This is a genomic window from Bradyrhizobium sp. dw_411 (assembly GCF_018449695.1).
In the GTDB taxonomy this organism is placed as follows: Bacteria; Pseudomonadota; Alphaproteobacteria; order Rhizobiales; family Xanthobacteraceae; genus Bradyrhizobium.
Genome location: NZ_JAAVUY010000010.1, coordinates 224,874 through 242,753, shown reverse-complemented (window position 1 = coordinate 242,753; position 17,880 = coordinate 224,874). Strand labels below are relative to the sequence as shown.

At 61.0% G+C, this 17,880-nt stretch carries 17 protein-coding genes; 7 read left to right on the top strand and 10 right to left on the bottom strand.

Annotation, left to right across the window (positions count from 1 at the left end):
* Positions 1–4: 4 nt before the first annotated feature.
* Positions 5–1,174, bottom strand: a complete 1,170-nt coding sequence (locus HB676_RS19160) for an FAD-dependent monooxygenase (RefSeq protein ID WP_213739462.1) — start codon at positions 1,172–1,174, stop codon at positions 5–7.
* 139 nt (positions 1,175–1,313) lie between these two features.
* Between HB676_RS19160 and HB676_RS19155 the strand changes: the two genes are divergently transcribed.
* Entirely contained in the window at positions 1,314–2,207 is an 894-nt protein-coding gene (locus HB676_RS19155; protein WP_213739461.1) for a LysR substrate-binding domain-containing protein, read from the top strand.
* A gap of 24 nt (positions 2,208–2,231) precedes the next feature.
* On the opposite strand, the gene HB676_RS19150 is transcribed toward HB676_RS19155, so the two are convergent.
* Both HB676_RS19150 and HB676_RS19145 read right to left on the bottom strand, forming a co-directional pair.
* A complete protein-coding gene (locus HB676_RS19150; RefSeq protein ID WP_213739459.1) occupies positions 2,232–3,509 on the bottom strand; it encodes an MFS transporter in 1,278 nt (425 codons plus the stop codon).
* A gap of 98 nt (positions 3,510–3,607) precedes the next feature.
* Positions 3,608–4,390, bottom strand: coding sequence for an IclR family transcriptional regulator (locus HB676_RS19145; RefSeq protein WP_213739457.1), 783 nt, complete (start codon positions 4,388–4,390; stop codon positions 3,608–3,610).
* Between the two features lie 261 nt (positions 4,391–4,651).
* Here HB676_RS19145 and HB676_RS19140 point away from each other — a divergent pair, with 261 nt between their 5' ends.
* The 6 genes from HB676_RS19140 to HB676_RS19115 are packed head-to-tail and all read left to right on the top strand — an operon-like array spanning position 4,652 to position 10,598.
* Positions 4,652–5,533 (top strand): xanthine dehydrogenase family protein subunit M, encoded by an 882-nt coding sequence (locus HB676_RS19140; RefSeq protein WP_213739455.1) that lies wholly within the window; start codon positions 4,652–4,654, stop codon positions 5,531–5,533.
* Positions 5,530–6,021, top strand: coding sequence for a (2Fe-2S)-binding protein (locus tag HB676_RS19135; protein WP_346347378.1), 492 nt, complete (start codon positions 5,530–5,532; stop codon positions 6,019–6,021). Before HB676_RS19140 ends, HB676_RS19135 begins: the two co-directional genes overlap by 4 nt.
* Entirely contained in the window at positions 6,021–8,369 is a 2,349-nt protein-coding gene (locus HB676_RS19130) for a xanthine dehydrogenase family protein molybdopterin-binding subunit (protein WP_213739454.1), read from the top strand. The genes HB676_RS19135 and HB676_RS19130 overlap by 1 nt, the downstream gene beginning before the upstream one ends.
* 30 nt (positions 8,370–8,399) lie before the next feature.
* Complete coding sequence (locus HB676_RS19125; RefSeq protein WP_213739453.1) at positions 8,400–8,936, top strand: SRPBCC family protein; 537 nt, start codon at positions 8,400–8,402, stop codon at positions 8,934–8,936.
* A 56-nt stretch (positions 8,937–8,992) separates the two neighbouring features.
* A complete protein-coding gene (locus HB676_RS19120; RefSeq protein WP_213739451.1) occupies positions 8,993–9,727 on the top strand; it encodes an enoyl-CoA hydratase/isomerase family protein in 735 nt (244 codons plus the stop codon).
* 31 nt (positions 9,728–9,758) lie between these two features.
* Positions 9,759–10,598 carry a VOC family protein gene (locus tag HB676_RS19115; protein ID WP_213739450.1) on the top strand — a complete coding sequence of 280 codons (840 nt, stop codon included), beginning with the start codon at positions 9,759–9,761 and terminating at the stop codon, positions 10,596–10,598.
* A 1-nt stretch (position 10,599) separates the two neighbouring features.
* Here the strand turns inward: HB676_RS19115 and HB676_RS19110 are convergent, their stop codons facing one another.
* From HB676_RS19110 to HB676_RS19080, 7 genes are all read right to left on the bottom strand, one after another.
* Positions 10,600–11,379 (bottom strand): ABC transporter ATP-binding protein, encoded by a 780-nt coding sequence (locus HB676_RS19110; RefSeq protein ID WP_213739448.1) that lies wholly within the window; start codon positions 11,377–11,379, stop codon positions 10,600–10,602.
* Positions 11,376–12,191: an ABC transporter permease gene (locus tag HB676_RS19105; protein WP_213739447.1), complete on the bottom strand. Its 816-nt coding sequence runs from the start codon at positions 12,189–12,191 to the stop codon at positions 11,376–11,378. The genes HB676_RS19110 and HB676_RS19105 overlap by 4 nt, the downstream gene beginning before the upstream one ends.
* A 13-nt stretch (positions 12,192–12,204) precedes the next feature.
* On the bottom strand, positions 12,205–13,116 hold the full coding sequence (locus tag HB676_RS19100) for an ABC transporter substrate-binding protein (RefSeq protein ID WP_213739446.1): 912 nt from the start codon (positions 13,114–13,116) through the stop codon (positions 12,205–12,207).
* Positions 13,117–13,195: 79 nt separating this feature from the next.
* Positions 13,196–14,788: a UbiD family decarboxylase gene (locus tag HB676_RS19095; RefSeq protein WP_213739444.1), complete on the bottom strand. Its 1,593-nt coding sequence runs from the start codon at positions 14,786–14,788 to the stop codon at positions 13,196–13,198.
* Between the two features lie 6 nt (positions 14,789–14,794).
* Positions 14,795–16,354, bottom strand: coding sequence for an AMP-binding protein (locus HB676_RS19090; protein WP_213739443.1), 1,560 nt, complete (start codon positions 16,352–16,354; stop codon positions 14,795–14,797).
* A gap of 14 nt (positions 16,355–16,368) precedes the next feature.
* A complete protein-coding gene (locus tag HB676_RS19085; RefSeq protein WP_213739441.1) occupies positions 16,369–16,785 on the bottom strand; it encodes a PaaI family thioesterase in 417 nt (138 codons plus the stop codon).
* Positions 16,786–16,863: 78 nt separating this feature from the next.
* Positions 16,864–17,880 carry a zinc-binding dehydrogenase gene (locus HB676_RS19080; protein WP_249780329.1) on the bottom strand — a complete coding sequence of 339 codons (1,017 nt, stop codon included), beginning with the start codon at positions 17,878–17,880 and terminating at the stop codon, positions 16,864–16,866.

Sequence of the window (17,880 nt, the reverse complement as noted above, 5' to 3'; positions counted from 1 at the left end):
CCACTCACGCCGCAGCCGGTTTCTGGGTGGCGCCTGGCGTAGGAGCGGGCTCATCGAGCGAAATGTTCCAGGCATCGTAGCCATAGAGCCAGCTTGGATCGTCATTGCCGCCGCTCATCCAGGTGTTGGCGCTGGATATTTGCTGGATCTTGGAGGTGCGCGGCTTGCGATGCGCCTCGAAGCGCTTGAAAGCCTTTTCGATTCCATCGATCGACACGTCTTTCAGGCAGCGCGCCAGCACCGCGGCGTCTTCGATCGAGGTCGCCGCACCCTGTGCCATATAAGGTGTCATCGGGTGACAGGCGTCACCGATCAACACGACCCTGCCCTGGCTCCAGTTCGGCAGCGGCTCGCGCTCGAGGATCGCCCATTTGTGACAATCCGGGCAGGCGTCGAGCACCATCCGAACCTCGGGATGGAAGCCGGCATAGGCTGCGCGCAATTCCTTGACGTCGCCCTTCGCCGACCATGATTCCTTGGTCACCCAATCCGCCGGCTCCGGCACGCTGGTGACGAAGTAAAGATCGCTGCGATCCTTGGTGGTGTAGTAGATCACGATGTGACGATCCTCGCCCCACCATTTGGTGCGCGAGATCGAAATCTCCTTTGGCATCAGATTTGACTTGAACACGGAACGGTAGGCGATGCGGCCGCGATGGATCGGCTTGTCCGGTCCGATGATGATATCGCGCACGATGGAGTGCACGCCGTCGGCGCCGATCACGGCATCCGCCTTGGCCGTCGTTCCATCCGCAAAGGACAGCGTCACCGGGCCGCCGTTTTGTTCGAGCCCGACCAGTTTCTTGTTCAGGTGAATGATATCGCTCGGCACGATCGAGGTCAGCGCCTCATGCAGGTCAGCGCGATGCATGCAGAGGAACGGCGCGCCGTAGAGATCTTCCGGCATCGGCAACTCGCGCTTGACCTCACCGGTATCGCCAACGCGATTGAGATGGGAGTACGGCGCAAAGGCATGCGCGCGCAGCGTATCCTCGACGCCGATGCCGCGTAGCACCTTCATCGAGTTCGGCAGCATCTGGATGCCGGCGCCGATCCGGCCGAACTGGTGCGCCTGCTCGTAAACCTGGACGTCGATACCCGCCTGCTGGAGCGTGCCGGCGGCGGCCATGCCACCCATGCCGGCGCCGACGATTGCAATTTTGGGGGTGGCCATGATCCCTGAACTCCTCATCGCGGAGACTGTTGTGCGTCTCCATTCAGCCCCAACATCGGCCTTGCCCCTAGGTATGTAAAATATATCTTTGCTATCAAGTTGATATTTAATAAGTATATATTGTGCAGGAGAAAACGCCGTGGAGCTCAGGCATTTGCGCTATTTCGTGGCGGTCGCCGAGGAAGGCTCGGTCACGCGCGCCGCTCAGCGGCTCAACATGGAACAACCGCCGCTGAGCCAGCAAATCCGCAGCCTGGAGGACGAACTCGGCGTGCGGCTGTTCGATCGTGTCGCCAAGCGCGTTGTTCTCAATGCCGCCGGCAAGCAATTCCTGGAAGATGCACGCCATACCCTCGACAGCGCCGCCGCCGCGATCGTGCGGGTGCGGCGCTTTGATCGCGGTGAACAGGGCCACGTCGCCTGCGGATTCACCAGCTCCGCATCGCTTCATCATCTGGCGCCCAAGCTGATCCGTGCGTTCCGTCAGGCTTATCCGCTGGCCACCTTCGACGTGGAAGAGCGCGAGACGTTCGAGTTGCTTTCCGGCGTCGATGAAAAGCGCCTCGACATGGCGTTCGTCCGCGTCATCAGTTCAGGCCTGCCTGCGCTTGAGAGCCATGTCTTGCATGAGGAAGCCTTCGTCGCGGCGCTGCCGAGGGATCATCGACTCGCCCGCTCAGCCGCACCGGTTGCGCTGTCGGTGCTGATGCAGGAACGCCTCGTGCTCTACCGGCGCCCGGACGGTTTTGGAATCTTCGAAGTGCTGATGAGCGCGCTGCGCCAATCTGGTTTTGAGCCGCACGTGGCGGAACAAGTCCCGCGCATCATCACCGCGATCAACCTGGTCGCGGCCGGACAAGGCATTTCATTGGTGCCTGAGTCGATGCGCGCGCTGCACCATGAAAGCGTCGTCTATCGCAAACTGGTTCGCGGCGCGCTCCCGCCGATGCCGCTCACGCTGGTCTATCGACGCGACAATCCTTCCGCGCTGGTGCGCAACTTCATCGAAGTTGCGCGCGCTGTGCGAACCTGACAACGGCGCTAGCTGCCGTCGAAATTAATCCTCCAGCGGAACACCGCGTGTTTCCGGCCCAAACCAGATCACCACCGCGCCGACCACATAGGCGAACGACACCGCCGCGGCAGCGGCAGGAAACGAACCGAACTCCGCGACCAGCCATCCCGCGATCAGCGGTCCAATGGCAGTGGCGCAGCGTGCGGCGTTCCAGCAAAATCCCTGACCCGTGGCCCTGATGCGGGTCGGAAAAAGTTCGGGCAAGTACACGGCAAAGGTCCCGAAACCGCCGATCACGAAATACCCGTAGATCAGCATGAACCATAGCAGCGTCGGAAGGTCCTTGACGAACCAGAATAGATAGAGCGATGAAGCAAGCGAGCAGATATTGAAGACAAAATACGCGCCCCGCCGGCCGAGCCAGTCTGTGATCCAGATCAGACTGGCGTAGCCCAGGGCGGCCCCGACCATCATCAGCATGAAGGCATAACTGATCGTCGATACGCCGTTGGTGCCGCCGCTGGCGCGCACGAGTTGCTGTATCCAGCTCGGCAGCAGAGTGAGGCCGCCCCAGCAGCCGATCATGACCGAAGATGCGACGATCGCTCCGACAATCGTCCGGCGACGCATATTCGGCTTGAAGATCGCGGCAAACGTCTGCGCGGCGGTCGTTTGGCCGCCATCGCGTTTACGGACCGCAACCCAACGCTCCGGCTCGGGAACGAAAAACCTGATGAGAAGGCTCAACACGGCGGGCAGCGCGCCAGCCGCCAGCACCCAGCGCCAACTGATGGGGCCAAGAAGAAGGTTGTCGAGCGCCGCGGCGAAAAAGCCGAACGCAAACGCCATCTGCATGATTTGCATGGCGCGAGCTCTATGCTTTTCCGGCCAGCTCTCCGCGATCAATGATGCGCCCGCGGCCCATTCGCCCCCGATGCCGAAACCGGCAATCGCCTGCAACGCCGCCAGTTGAATCCAGTCCTGCGCCAGCCCGCTCAAGCCGGTGAAGACCGCATAGATGATGATGGTGATTACCATGGTGCGGGAGCGCCCGATGCGATCGGCCACGACTCCAAAGAGGATGCCGCCGAGGCCCCAGCACAATAGCTTGATGGCCATGATGTAACCGCCATAGCGGGCGATTTCGGCGGGATTGGTGAGTTTCGTCAGGCTGGCTACGCTCGGAAACAGCACGAGCGTAAACAGGTTCAGATCCATCGAATCGAACATCCAGCCCGCGAAGGCCGAAAACAAACAGAGCCACTGATAGGACGTGATTTTCGATTCGTCGGCGACGTTCGTAGCCGTTACGTATGCCATGTTGCGTTTCCCTGACGCCATATGCGTCTATCGTTAGGGCGGCTCTTTTGGCCGCTTTCGTTTATAAAAACCGTGTGGTTCTCACTTGCCGGTGAGTTTCAGGCCGCCTGCTTGTCTGTGATGCGGCCGCCTATTTCCTCAGTGATGGACAGGGCGCACGCCCGCAAAAGATCAAGGATATGATCTTCCGCCATCGCATCGAAGCGTTGCTCCGGAATGGTAAGGCAAACGTCGCCGACCACTTTGCCGCTCGGCCCAAAAATGGGCGCGGCAAGGCCAACGGCGCCTTGCACGCGATGACCGCGCGAAACGGCCGCACCACGCGCCCTGATCTTCTGCAATTCCATCTGAAGGCGGTAGGGCTCCGTGATCGACAAGTCGGTCAACGGCATGAGCCGGGTGCGGGCAATGATCGATTCAATCTCGCTGTCGGAAAGAAAGGCCATGATGGCCAGTCCGCTGGCGCCGGCATAAACCGGTATCCACTGATTGAGATCAACCGCATAGCGCAGGGAATGCTTGGACTCCACCCGCGCGGCAAAGATCATTTCCTGCTTAAGGTCGTCGTAGATGCCGAGCAGCGCGGTCTCGTTACAGGCATCGACCAGACGCTGCATGTGCTTTAGCGCCGCCTGACGAATCGGCGCCTTCGCCGCCGCGATATTGGCGAGGCGATAGAATTCCACGCCCAAAAGATATTTCGAGGACGCGGCATCCTGCCGAACGAACCCTTCGTCCGCCAGCGCGGTCAGGAGTCGGTGGGCACTGCTGGGCGATACACCCATCCCCGCCGCCATCTCCCGCACGCCGATCAAACCGGACGGCTCCTGGATCAGCCGGCTTAGGGCGCGCAGTACCTTGGTTATCGGATTCCTGTCCATGCGTTCTCTACAACGAAACACTTGTTCTTTAATGGAACATGGTAATGGCCTCTCGTCAACTGAAACCAAAGATGATTGCAGCGGTTGACATGGCGAGCGGACCAGATAGGCTTTGGACGGAACACGCGTTCTTCACAAGAGAACGCTTAAACCGCGACCTGAGTATCAACTCGGGCGCGCTCGGCTAGAGCACAGCCGTCTTCGAAAATGAGATTGGGAGGTCTCGATGCCCACATCCGTGGACCGAATGGCAGGCCGGCAATGAAGCCCGCGCCGTTTGAATACCATGCGCCGACGAGTCTCGATGAAGCCGTCGCGATGATCTCGACCCTCGATAACGCAAAGATTATCGCGGGCGGCCAATCCCTCGTGGCGATGATGAACTTTCGCTACGCCATGCCGGATCATCTGATTGATCTCGGAAATATCGCCGGCCTGTCGGGATTGCATTTCGATGCTCAAGCGCTGCGGATCGGCGCGATGACGCGTCAGCGCGAACTCGAATTTTCGGATCCCCTCGCCAACAAAATTCCGCTCATCAAGGCGGCTCTGGCCCATGTCGGACACCGGCAGACCCGCAACCGGGGAACCCTCGGCGGCAGTTTGGCGCATGCGGACCCGGCCGCCGAGTTGCCGACCGCCTGCCTTGCGCTTGATGCCGAGATCGAAATCGCCGGACCCAACGGGACGCGCATCGTTCCGATGCGCGAATTCAGCGCCGGCTTCATGACGACCGCGCTGGGATATGACGAGATCCTGCTCGCGGTTCACATCCGGCCCTGGCGCGAGGGGCACGGCTATTCATTCCACGAATATGCGCGGCGGCACGGAGATTTTGCCGTGGTCGGCGTTGCAGTGCTGCTCGATGCGAACCCCGATGGCGTCATCGAACGCGCGGCTGTGGCGCTTTGCGGCGCCATCGACCGTCCCATCCGGCGCGATGAAGCGGAAGCCGCGCTGGTGGGGCAACGTCTGGACGACAGCGTGATCGCGCGCGCGGCCAATCTGGCGGCAGATATCGAAGCCACCGCGGATATCCATGCCGACGCGACCTACCGGCGGCATCTTGCCCGCATTCTGACGACACGCGCCCTGCATGAGGCGTGGTCGCGAATGAAGACAAAAAAGAGAGAACTGGCGTGACGAAAACCCATTCGATTTCCGTCAATATCAACGGCAAGACGTACACGCGCGATGTCGAAGCGCGAATGACGCTGGCCGATTTCCTTCGGCATGAAATCGGGCTCACCGGGACGCACCTTGGCTGCGAACACGGAGTCTGCGGGGCCTGCACCGTGCTGATCGATGGTCGTACCGGCCGATCCTGTCTGACATTCGCGGTCCAGATGAATGGCCGCACGCTGACGACGGTCGAGGGATTGAGCGTTGCCGGAGGTCTCAACCCTCTCCAGCAGGCCTTTCAGGATCACCACGGCCTGCAATGCGGATTCTGTACCTCCGGGATTCTCATGAGTTTGACCGAACTCTTGTCGGACAATCCCGATCCTACCGAGCAGGAAGTGCGCGAAACCCTCACCGGGCACCTCTGTAGATGTACCGGCTACGCCGGCCCGGTGCGCGCGGCGCTGGCAACGGCAGAGCAGCTCAAGAACATCAAGGGAGCTGCGTGATGGGAGTGAAGAATTTCGGAGCCCGCGTCAGCCGCTTCGAGGACGTAGCCCTCGTCTCGGGCAAGGGCCGCTACGTCGACGATATCCATCTTCCAGAAACGTTGCATGCGGCATTCCTGCGCAGCCCGCATGGGCACGCACGGATCAAGTCGATCGACACTTCCGCAGCACTGCGCTGCGAGGGCGTTCACGCCGTTTTGACGGCAGACGATCTGCCTGAGCAGATGCGCAAGCAGCGAATGCCGTTGCTGCTTCCCAATTCAACAATGTCGACGCTGCGCACCCAACACAGCCTGGCCGTGGAGGAAGTCTGCTATGTCGGGCAGGCGCTCGCGATCGTCGTGGCCGACAGCCGCTATCTGGCTGAGGACGCGCTGGCCGCGATCGAAGTCGACTATGAAGTACTTGGGGCGGTGAGCGACGTCCGTTCGGCCCTCGCCCAGGGCGCCCCCCGCGCGCATGCCGATCTCGACAGCAACATCGTCTCCGAATTCGTCATGAAATACGGCGATGTCGAAGCGGCGTTTGCATCGGCACCGCATGTGTTTCGCGAAGAGCTCTGGCAGCACCGCGGCGGCGGGATGGCCATGGAAACGCGCGGCGTACTCGCGCAACCCGATGTCATGACCGATGCTCTCACGCTGTGGTCTTCCACCCAGACACCGCACATCGCGCGGCGGATGCTCGCCGAAATCCTCGAAGTTGACCTGGAGAGCATTCGCATCATCGCCCCCGATGTCGGCGGCGGCTTCGGACCCAAGGCGATCTTTTATCCGGAAGACGCAGTCGTCGCACACGCCGCCCGTGCGCTCGGCCGGCCCGTCAAATTTATCGAGGACCGGCGCGAACATTTTCTGTGCGCCACGCAGGAGCGCGACCAATACTGGAACGTCGAGATCGCGGTGGACAATGACGGCATGATTCTCGGCGTGCGCGGAGACATGCTGCATGACACCGGCGCATTCGTCCCGTGGGGCATCATCATGCCCTATATCGCGGGCGCCACGATGCCGGGTCCCTATGTCGTTCCGTCCTATCATCTCGCATGCACCGTCGCATTCACGAATAAAGTAGCCACGACGCCGGTTCGCGGCGCCGGCCGGCCGCAAGCCGTTTTCGCGATGGAACGGCTGATGGACAGGGTCGCGCATGAACTGAAACTCGATCCAGCCGATCTGCGCCGCCGCAACTATATCCGTCCCGAACAGATGCCCTATTCCGTCGGCCTGATTTTCCGCGACGGAAAGCCGCTGATCTATGACAGCGGCGATTATCCCCGCGGGCATGACGCCGCGCTGGAACTCGCCCGCTATGCGGACTTTCCGAGGCGGCAGGCCGAAGCGACAGCCAACGGCCGCTTCATCGGCATCGGCCTGGCTTCCTATGTCGAAGGCACTGGTCTCGGTCCGTTCGAAGGCGTCACGGTGCGCGTTTTACCGAGCGGCAAGGTCCGGGTTACCTCGGGTGCGACCAGCCAGGGACAGGGCACGCGAACCACACTGGCCCAAATCGTCTCCGATCAGGTCGGCTGCCGAATCGAAGATGTGACCGTCACGATCGGCGACACCGCCGGTATCGCCAACGGCGTCGGCGCGTTCGCGAGCCGGCTCGCGGTCAACGCCGGCTCCTCGGCGTCCATCGCGGGCACCCATGTGCGGGCTTCGATCATGAAGCTGGCGGCGCGAACGCTTGGTTTGCCTGAAAGCGAAATTGATCTCGAAGATGGAAAAGCGATCGGGCGCGGCGGCAATCGTCCGACCGTCTCGTTCGGCGAACTGGCGCGTGCGGCGCAAGGCATGCCTGGATTTTCCATGGAATCCGACCAGCCCGTAGGCCTGGAACATACCGCCTACTTCGCGCCGCCGCAGGCCGCCTATTGCAGCGGAACGCATGTGGTGGAAGTTGAAGTGGACATCGGCACCGGCGCCGTCAAAATCCTCAACTACTCAGTTGGCCACGATTGCGGCAATGTCATCAACCCGCTGATCGTCGATGGGCAGGTGCAGGGCGGCGTCGCTCACGGCATCGGCAACGCTTTGCTCGAATGGATGCAATATGACGAGAACGCGCAGCCGCTGACCACCACCTTCGCCGACTATCTGCTGCCGATGGCAACTGATGTTCCGATCTGCGCCATCGCGCATGTCGAAACCCCCTCGCCGCTCAATCCGATTGGCGTCAAGGGCGCTGGCGAGGGCGGAACCATCCCCGCCGCCGCGGCCATTATCGCGGCAATCGAGAATGCGTTGTCACCCTTCGCAGTCCGTTTCACCGAAACGCCGCTGATGCCCGATCGCATCGTGCGGGCCCTCGAACGGGCCGGCGCATATGGCGAGCACGCCGCATAGCTTCGGAGCGTTGCGTAAAAAGGATCCATCATGAAGATTCATAACGAGTTTACTGTCCCCGTTCAGCCGGCAGAGGCATGGGCGAAGCTAAATGATGTTCCGCGCATGGCGCGCTGCGCCCCTGGCGCACAGTTGCTGGAGCAAGGCGAGGATGGCGCCTATGTCGGCACGATCTCGGTCCGGCTTGGCCCCGTGCTTCTCAACTTCAAGGGCAAGCTGATCTACAAGGAAGTCGATGAGGCGAACCATCGCGTGATGGCGGAAGCGAGCGGCTCCGAAACCAAGGCGCGAGGAACCGCACAGGCGAACGTGGTGTTCTCGCTTGCGAGTGCGCCTGAAGGCACCCGCGTGCTGGTGGATACCGATGTTCAATTGGCCGGTTCGATCGCGCAATATGGGCGGGGAGCGGCCTTAATCCAGAATACCGCTCAGGTGATCATGAACGAGTTTGCCCGCAACTTCGCGGCCCAGATCGAATCCGGTGATGATGAAGCGCAAGATTCTGCGAAACCAATCTCGGGACTGAAGGTCCTGTTCGATGGCGTGCGCAACACCATCAAGGGCTAAGCCCACGATTGGCCGGCAGCATTTCAATTCAAGCCATATCTTCTGAAAGGACGACGATGGAAACCGCCCCGTTTTTCGTGACACGCGACGAAGCCGGCTTCACCGCAACCATAACATTGAGCCGCCCGGAGCAAGGCAACCGCCTGATGACCGAAGATGTCTCCGCGCTGGGACAGGCCATCCGCGAGTGCGGCGCCGATCCGGCCGTCAAAGCCGTCATCATTCGTGCGCAAGGCGAGCACTTTTGTCTTGGCAGAGACCCAGGTCCCGCTTCGGCGAAACCAAAGAACGCGCTGGCAATGCGCACCGGCGTCACGCAACCCATTCTGGACCTTTACGCCGATATCCGCGCAACGCCGGTCCCGGTTATCGCGGTTGTGCAGGGCGAGGCGCGGGGATTCGGCTGCGCCATGGTCGGCCAATGCGACCTGTCGATCGCGGCCGAAGGCACGCAATTTTCTCTGCCGGAAATGGACACGAACTTGCCGCCGACACTCGCCATCTCGGCCGTACTCGGCAAGGTGCCACCCAAGCGCCTGATGCACCTCGTCTACACAAGGACAAAAATCGGAGCCGCTGAAGCGCTGGAATTGGGCTTTCTCAGCGAAGTCGTCCCCGCGGACAAGCTTGACGCCGCGGTCGCAGCCACGCTGGCCAAGTTGACGGACCGCAGCCGGCCGGCAATTGCCGCGGTAAAGGAATATCTCGCGGTCGCACCGCATATGGACCCGGACGCCGCTGCCCGCTATGCCTCGACCTTGTTGTCCGTCGTGCTCTCCTCGAAGGAGTAATAACGCCGGACTTTCGCGAGGTTCGGTTCCCATGGCGTTTCCGCTCGACCATATCGTGATCAATACGCTGTTCGACATGGAGCGCGCCGCCGCGCTGATGGAACAGCTCGGCTTCACGGTGACGCCCCGGGGCTATCATTCGCTGGGTTCGATCAACCATCTGATGGTTTTCGAAGGCGGCTATCTGGAACTGGTCGGCTTGCCCTTGGGAACGGACGTCCTGCGCCGCGACGTCCTCGAAAGCCCGCTTGGCCTCAATGGGCTGGTGTTTCAGGCCAGGGAAGTAGACGCCATTATCGGCCCGTTGCGCGACAGCGGACTTGCGATGCTTCCGCCGCAGGATTTTTCGCGTCCGGCCATCATCGACGGTATCGAGCAACTCGTCCGATTCCGGACCACCCGGACGGCCCCGGAGCTTTTTGCGGCGGGCCGGGTCTATTACTGCCAGCACTACACGCCGGAACTGGTGTGGCGCCGCGAATGGATGGCGCACGCCAATGGCTGCAGTGGGCTCAGGGAGCTGGTGGTCGTGACCAACGCGATCGAGACCGACGCAGCGCTATATGCCAAGGCTGGGCAGGCTCCGACGAAACAACGCGAGAACGACGTCTGGACCATGGATCTGGCTGATGCGTTTCGTATCACGCTGATGTCGCCCACGAGGTATCGCGAACGCTACGGCGCGCTTTGCGTCGAGGCCGACGGTCGCAATAGTTTCTTCGGTGCAATCGTACTCAAAACGGATGACATCGGCCGCATCCGGGATCGCGCCGTCCCTCTTCCCGAGTTGCGTTCGGCAACGGGCGAGCATTCGCTGACTTTGCTGGCGCCGTTTCTCAACACGCTGTTCGAGTTTCAAAGCGACCGGTAACTCAGTCTGTGTCACCAAGCGCCTCCCAGATCGCACGCGTATACGCGCTGAAATCCGGGCTGCCACGCAGCGCACGCAGGTTTCGCGGACGCGGCAGGTCGATCTGATGCTCCGCGACGATGCGGGCCGGCCGCGGCGAAAACACCAGCACCCGGTCGGCCAGCGCAACCGCCTCTTCAATATCATGGGTGACGAACAGGATGCTGCGCCGTTCCGCTTCCCAAATGCGCAGGAGTTCGCGCCCCATCACCGCCTTGGTCTGGAAATCGAGTGCGCCAAACGGTTCATCCATCAGCATCACCGCGGGCTGATAGGCCAGCATGCGGCCGAGCGATACACGGTGACGCATGCCGCCGGAGAGTTGCGCTGGATAGGCGTCGCGAAACTCGGAAAGGCGCAATAGCGCCAACAAATCGGCAATGCGCTGTTTCCATTGCGAGGGCGATACACCCGCCAGCGCGAGACCGACCTCGATATTTTCACGCACCGTCTGCCAGGGCAGCAGCGTGTCTTTCTGGAACATGAAGCCGATATGCTCGGGCGGCCCATCGACCGTTTTGCCGTCGACGGTGATGCTTCCGCTTTCGACGGCATTGAGGCCCGCGATCGCGCGCAGGATTGTCGACTTGCCGGAACCACTGGGGCCCACGAGGACCACGAATTCAGCCTTGTCCACCGCAAGACTGACACGATCGACGACCGGCAGGCGGCCGCGCGGGGTCTCGTAGGACACCGAGACATTATCGAGCAGAATACGGGGAGCTTCGGTCGCGACCGTCATCTGGTTTCGTGGCGCCAATGCAGCGCCCTTTGTTCGATCATGAAGATGATCTGGTTGGCGATCATCGCGAGCAGCATCAGTAGAAACAGACCGGCGAATACGCCTGTTGTATCGAGCTGGCCGCCGGCCCGCACCACGTACCAGCCAAGGCCGCGATTGGCGCCGATCAATTCGCCGACGACCGCACCGACTAGCGACAGCCCGATCCCGATGCGAAAGGACGCGATCAGCCAGGGCACAATGGAGGGTATCGTCACCTTGCGCAGGATGTAGGACCGCGGCGCGCGCATGGTGCGCATCAGGTCGATCATATCGGGATCGATGGTCCTGATACCTTCGGTGACATTGAGGATGAAGACGAACACCACCATGGAGAACGACATCATCACCTTCGCGAAAAGACTGATGCCGAACCACAGGATGAACATCGGCGCCAGCGCGACGCGCGGCAGGCCATAAAGGCCCATCACGAAGGGATCGACGATCTTGGCGGCACGCCGGTAATGCGCCAGCGCGATACCGATCGGCGTGCCGACGATCGCGCCGAGGAAAAGCCCGAGCAAGGCTTCCGAGACCGTGGTGCTGACATGCCGCCATATCTCGCCGCTTTTGAACAGCGCGAATAGCCGTTCGCCAATCAGGCTTGGCCGGCTGCTCCAGAATTCGTTGAATAGATTGCCGGCAGAAAATTCCCAGATCAGCAATAATCCGATGACCAGCACCAAACGCCAGACCAGGGCCGAAACGTCGATGCCGTCGCGCGCCGGACCGCTCGGGGCGAGAATTTCTTCGGCAATGACGGGATCGGTCATGAGGTCATTCGGTTCAGGGCAGATAGCGCAGCGCGACGACGTCCTGGTAGGTGACTTCCTTCACGGTGGGGTCTGCGACCCGCAACATCTCCAGCGCGGTCTTGAATCCGGCCTCTTGCGCGTGCCCGTCATGCGACAGGCTGCGCGCGGCTGCGTCCTTGGCAACGGTCACGACGAGATCCGGCGACAGCGTGGGAAACCGCTCGTGAACCGCAGCCTGCACAACGGCCTGATCGGTCTGGATCAACTTCTCGGCCTTGACCACGGCGCGCGCCACCGCATGCGCGGTGGCATCGTTCGCTTTCAACCAGCTACCAACGACAACGAGATCGAGCGCCATGTAATCGAGGTCGCGGAAATCCGCGACGAATTTGTATTTTCCGGTGGCCATGTAGGCCTGGACATCGGGCGTCGTGAACATGCCGGCGGCGACGGAGCCGGTGTCGAGCGCGGCACGCATCGACCCGCCGGTTCCCGCGGCGATAATCTCGTAATCGCTGTCCGGATTGAAGCCGGCCTTGCGGATCATGAAGCGAAGCGTGTTGTCGGTGAGGCTGCCGGGCGACGTGATTCCGACCGGCTTGCCGCGCAGGCTTTTCAGATCGGTTGCGGGGGAGGCGACCGGCGCCAGCAGCGAATAAGGATGCTTGTCGAGCAGGGCGACCAGAACCGCGCCCCCCAATCCGCGACTGGCCAGCCTCAGCGCATGATCGCCGGCACAGATGCACAGATCGACGCCGCCGCCCGCCAACGCCTGCACCGCCGGCCCGCCTCCGTCGAAATCGACGATCTCGGCGCTGATCCCTTCCGCCTGAAACAGCTTTTGCTGGATCGCGACCACCACGGGGATCGACGCAATCGACACCTGGGCCGAGGCAATGCGAAGCGACGTCTCCGCACGCGACGTTGCGGTGAACGCCGCCATCATACTCCCTACGCAAAACGCGACGGCGACCAGACGGAAATTCAATCGTGTCCTTAATCCGTTCATGCCCGCACCAGCATCAGTTCGGTAACTTGGCGGCGAAGGCTGAATTGCGAAGGCAGAGGCAGCCTTTGGGGTCCTGCCATAATCTTTCCTTTTCATGCAGAAGACCGATCGCCCGGGCCACCGCGTTGAACTCATAGTTCGAGAAGCGCTCGGCGACATCAGTGAAATACAGCGGCGTCTTCTCGATGACGGCGGCGATCTCTTCCGCCAATTTGGCGATCACATCAGAAGATGCCTTCTTGGCCTCAAGGTCGGCCTTGCCGCCAACGTAGTCCGATATCTTGGCCGTGTCGGCGTAGGCGTAGGTGATGCGCTCGTAGCGCTCCTTGGGAATTCCCTCGGCGATGGTTGCGTCGATACCCACCTTGGCGGTGGTCGGCACGATACCGTGCGGCGTCGGCGCGAGGCTGGGGTCCAGAGGTTTGCCTCGCGCATTGCTGACAATCATGATGTCGCGGTCGCCCTGGACGCGGGTCGCGATCGCCCATTCGACTTCGACGGGATTAAACACGTCGATATCGTCATCGACGACGACAACATGCTTGATGTCCATCACCGACAACGCGGCCAATAGCGCGTTCTTGCCATCGCCGGCCTGCTTCTTGATCGAGATCACCGCATGCCAGAACGTGACGCCGCCCATCGTCATGTTGATGTCCTTGACCACGACGCTCGCGGTGCGCAACGCCTGCCGGATCGCGGCATAACGCGTCGGCGCCATCAGCCAAGTGTTCTCCCAAGGCATATGCAGCGAGTAATAGACCGCATCGCGGCGCATCGACACGGCTTTCACCCGCACGATAGGATTCCAGTGCAGGCCACCCATCAGCCAGGTGAATTCGCCGAAACGGCCTTCCGGCTGGGTCCAGCCTGTCGGCAACACCTCCGCTTCCAGCACGATTTCAGCATCCGCCAGATAGGGAACATCGACGGTCTCGCAGGCGGCCAGTTGGACCGGCCGTCCGCGAATGCCCCCAGCGATCGCCATCTCGTCGGTACCGAGCGGCGCCTTGAAACCCGCGCCGAGCAGTTCGATCGGATGTGTGCCGATGCTGATCGAAATCGGCAAAGGACGTTTTGCTTCCAGGGCACGCTGCACGAACAGCCGCATGTTGTTGGGCGTCACGATATCGATGCCGGTCAGGTTCTTTTCCTTGACCATGAAGCGATAGATACCGGTGTTCATCCCGTATTCGGGATCCCTGGCAATGACGACCCCGGCGGTAATCATTGGACCGCCGTCATAAATCGAGGACATCGGGATCGGCAGTTTGTACAGATCGACGTCATCGCCTTTCATGACGAGCTCGCGGGTCGGCGAACTCGCGACGCGCTCGGGCGGAATTGGATTGTTGAGTCCCTTTTTCAGCCGCTCTTCGATCTGCAGGTATTCGGTTGCGCCCATCGACATCATGGCGCGTTCGCGGGTGCGGATAATGCCCGAGACGACCGGCATGTCATAGCCAATGACCTTGTGGAAGAACAACGCCTTGTCGGACTGGTCGACCAGAGTCGCGATGTGACGGATGTCGATCGGTTGACGAAAATCGACCATTTCGCCAGCCTGGCGTAATTGATCGAGGAACCCGCGGAACGTCTCGTCCATTCGACTCTATCTCCGTGCCGTCGTGCTCTCATTCAAGGATTGTGCCGCGTGAGCCTTGCCGCTCATCAACTTTTCGGCAGCCAATTCGCGTAAGGCATTGCGATCAACTTTGTTGGTCGAAGCCAGAGGAAGGCTATCGACAAACCAGATCGAGCGCGGATGCTGGTAGGCGGGGGCATTTTTGAGGGCATATTCTTTCAAGGCGCTTTCCGTGAGATCGCTGCCTATGTGCGCGACCACGAAAGCCACGGGCTTGGTGCCCTTGATGTCATCGGGGACAGGCACCACGCAGGCCTGGATCACGTCGGGATGCGTTTCCAGCATCTTCTCGACTTCGCCCGGGAAGATGTTTTCACCACCGCTGACGAACATATCGTCGGTTCGGCCGACGAAGAAATAGAAATCGTTCTCGTCGCGGCGGAACACATCGCCGGTGATATAGAATCCGTCAGGCGTGATGGGAGGCTTGATGTCCGGGCGGTTGTGATAGCCGGTCATGATCGCCGGGCTTTTCATCTCCAGCACACCGGTGTTGGCGGGCTTTCCATCCTCGCCGATCAGCCGCAGCTGCACGTTGGGGTGGGGATAACCGACCGACATTTCCGGTTGTGGCAATTTTTGGGGGTGCGGTCCGAACACGACGGGACCAGCCTCGGTCGTGCCGTACGCATTGGTCACAGCCGCAGACGGTAGCGTGCGGTGGATCGCTTCCAGCAGACTGTGGCTGACGGGCGCCGATCCCATGCGCAGGAACTCGACGCTGGAAAGATCCGTCGCAGCAAGTCTTTCCTTGTCGTTCAGCATCATTGCGATCATCGGCGGCACCGCCGTGAGCCATGTGCAATGATAGGTCTCAATGGCGTGCAAATAGAGCTGTGTGGTGAACTGCGGCAGCAGGATCACCGTCGCGCTGGCCGCATGCGCCAACTGGCTCATGGCCAGCGCATTCATGTGATAGAGCGGTGCGGCGACCAGAAAACGGTGGCGCGACATATCCTGCGCGGCCATGCGCTGCTCGACCACCCAGATATGGCTTTGGTGCGAAAGCACGACGCCCTTGGGACGACCGGTCGAGCCCGACGTATAGAGAAACATCGCGGATTCGCCGGGCTTCGCCACCAGCGCGGTGAACGGCCCTGGCTGAATAAAGCTGGCGAAATCGCTGTTGTCGCCGTCGAATCGAATGCGCGGCAAATCCTTTGGCGCGTTGTCGAACCGCTGGACATCGCAGAACACCAGCTTGGCGCCAGAGTCATGAATGATGTAGTCGATCGTAGCCGCCGGAAATTTGAAATTGACCGGGACCGCCACGAAGCCGGCGCGCATGATGCCGTGCACGGTCGTGAGATATTCAAAGCGGTTGGCCGAGAGGATAGCAACCCGGTCGCCGCGCACGAGACCACGCGCCGTGAGCGCCCGGGCCACCGCATTGGCCTGCGCTTCGAAATCCCGGTAGCTGAAACGGCGCTCTTCTCCGGTGCCCAGATCGATGATGGCGATCTTGTCGAGATCGCGATCCGTCGAGGTCAGCGATCCCAGATTTATGAACGCAGGAGCTTTGGACACCACGGAAATCTCTATCAGGCCGGCGGAGCTGTCAGATAGGTTCCGCGCCCGCTGGCCAAAAGACGTCCCTCATGATCGAACACCTTGGCTTCCGCGACCGAGAACTGCCGGCCGAAATTCACGATCTCGCCGCGCACCGTCAGCACGCCAGGCATCGCCGCGCGATGATAGTCGACCCGAAGATCGATGGTCGGAACGCCGCGCCCGGTTTTGGAGACCATGGCCCAGTCCGCGGTGAGATCGACCAGCGTCGCCAGGATGCCTCCATGGATATAGCCGCGATCGGGATTGACCACCCATTCCTCTCGCGAGGTCGCCGTCAACTCGATGGTGCCGCTACCGACCGCGACGACTTTCAATCCAAGCCATTGATGAAACGGACCACGCGAGATCAGCTTCTGGACGTCTTCGACGCTGGGGACTTCACTCATCAAATCACCTCTTCCTGGTCCGCGTCTTCTGTAGAGAGTATAGGTTCGCAGGACGGTACCATGAACTTACTTCATTGATCACGGCACCACGACAACTTTGCCGATAACTTCACGATCCCTGATCAGACGCAAACCTTCCGCGGCCTGATCGAGCGTCAGGACCTCGTCGATCACAGGCTTGATCTTGTTCTCGACGATCATCTTCATCAGATCTGTCAGATTTTCTTCATAAAAGCTGTTCGAGCCGATTATCTTGAGCTCGAAGCTCCAGACATAGCGCAGATCTTCCTTCGGATCATGCCCCGCGGTGGCGCCGCACACCAGCAGGCTCCCGCCGCGCTTGAGACAGCGCAGCGACGGCACCCAGGTGTCGCCGCCGGTGAAATTGATCACGACATCAACGCCACCTTCATAGGTGCGCCGCTGCGGCTTGCCATATTTTTCGATGGCCCATTTCGAGAAGTCGACTTCCTTGTAATTGATCGCCTCATCGGCGCCCATCGCCTTGAGCTTTTCCATCTTCTCGGCACTGCTGGCGCAGGCAATGACTTCGGCGCCGAGCAGCTTGCTCAGGATCACGCAGCCGGTGCCGACGCCGCCGCTGGCGCCGAGGATGAGGACGCGGTCGCCCTTGCGGATGGTGTTGTGGGTGATCAGCATGCGATGCGCGGTACCGTAGGCCACCGGCAGGGACGCCGCTTCCTCGAAGCTGACGCCATCGGGCATCGCGATGAGCTGATCGGCCTCGACCAGGCAATATTCCGCCATGCCGCCGTCGAGCATTTCGCCCATCAGGCCCTTTTTCTTGTTCAGCGGATTGACCAGTACACGGCTCCCGACCTTCCAGCCGGAAACGCCCTCGCCGATTTCGACGATCTCGCCTGCCATATCGAGACCGATGACGACCGGCAGCGGCACCTTGATGCCGGGCATCCCCTGCACGGTAAATACGTCATGATAATTGAACGACGAGGCGCGCACGCGGATGACGACGGCCCCAGCCTTCGCTGTCGGCTTGGGGTGATCCTTGACCACCGAAAGATTTTCCAACCCGCCATGCTGGCGCAGAACCAGCGCTCTCATCGTTTCTGACAT

Bases quoted from the DNA above. Each gene is read 5' to 3' on its own strand.
- HB676_RS19160 (WP_213739462.1), bottom strand. From the start codon at position 1,174: ATGGCCACCCCCAAAATTGCAATCGTCGGCGCCGGCATGGGTGGCATG.
- HB676_RS19145 (WP_213739457.1), bottom strand. From the start codon at position 4,390: ATGGACAGGAATCCGATAACCAAGGTACTGCGCGCCCTAAGCCGGCTG.
- HB676_RS19115 (WP_213739450.1), top strand. From the start codon at position 9,759: ATGGCGTTTCCGCTCGACCATATCGTGATCAATACGCTGTTCGACATG.
- HB676_RS19080 (WP_249780329.1), bottom strand. From the start codon at position 17,880: ATGTCAGAAACGATGAGAGCGCTGGTTCTGCGCCAGCATGGCGGGTTG.
- HB676_RS19100 (WP_213739446.1), bottom strand. From the start codon at position 13,116: ATGGCGGCGTTCACCGCAACGTCGCGTGCGGAGACGTCGCTTCGCATT.
- HB676_RS19120 (WP_213739451.1), top strand. From the start codon at position 8,993: ATGGAAACCGCCCCGTTTTTCGTGACACGCGACGAAGCCGGCTTCACC.
- HB676_RS19140 (WP_213739455.1), top strand. From the start codon at position 4,652: ATGAAGCCCGCGCCGTTTGAATACCATGCGCCGACGAGTCTCGATGAA.
- HB676_RS19085 (WP_213739441.1), bottom strand. From the start codon at position 16,785: ATGAGTGAAGTCCCCAGCGTCGAAGACGTCCAGAAGCTGATCTCGCGT.
- HB676_RS19150 (WP_213739459.1), bottom strand. From the start codon at position 3,509: ATGGCATACGTAACGGCTACGAACGTCGCCGACGAATCGAAAATCACG.
- HB676_RS19095 (WP_213739444.1), bottom strand. From the start codon at position 14,788: ATGGACGAGACGTTCCGCGGGTTCCTCGATCAATTACGCCAGGCTGGC.
- HB676_RS19110 (WP_213739448.1), bottom strand. From the start codon at position 11,379: ATGACGGTCGCGACCGAAGCTCCCCGTATTCTGCTCGATAATGTCTCG.
- HB676_RS19105 (WP_213739447.1), bottom strand. From the start codon at position 12,191: ATGACCGATCCCGTCATTGCCGAAGAAATTCTCGCCCCGAGCGGTCCG.
- HB676_RS19130 (WP_213739454.1), top strand. From the start codon at position 6,021: ATGGGAGTGAAGAATTTCGGAGCCCGCGTCAGCCGCTTCGAGGACGTA.
- HB676_RS19125 (WP_213739453.1), top strand. From the start codon at position 8,400: ATGAAGATTCATAACGAGTTTACTGTCCCCGTTCAGCCGGCAGAGGCA.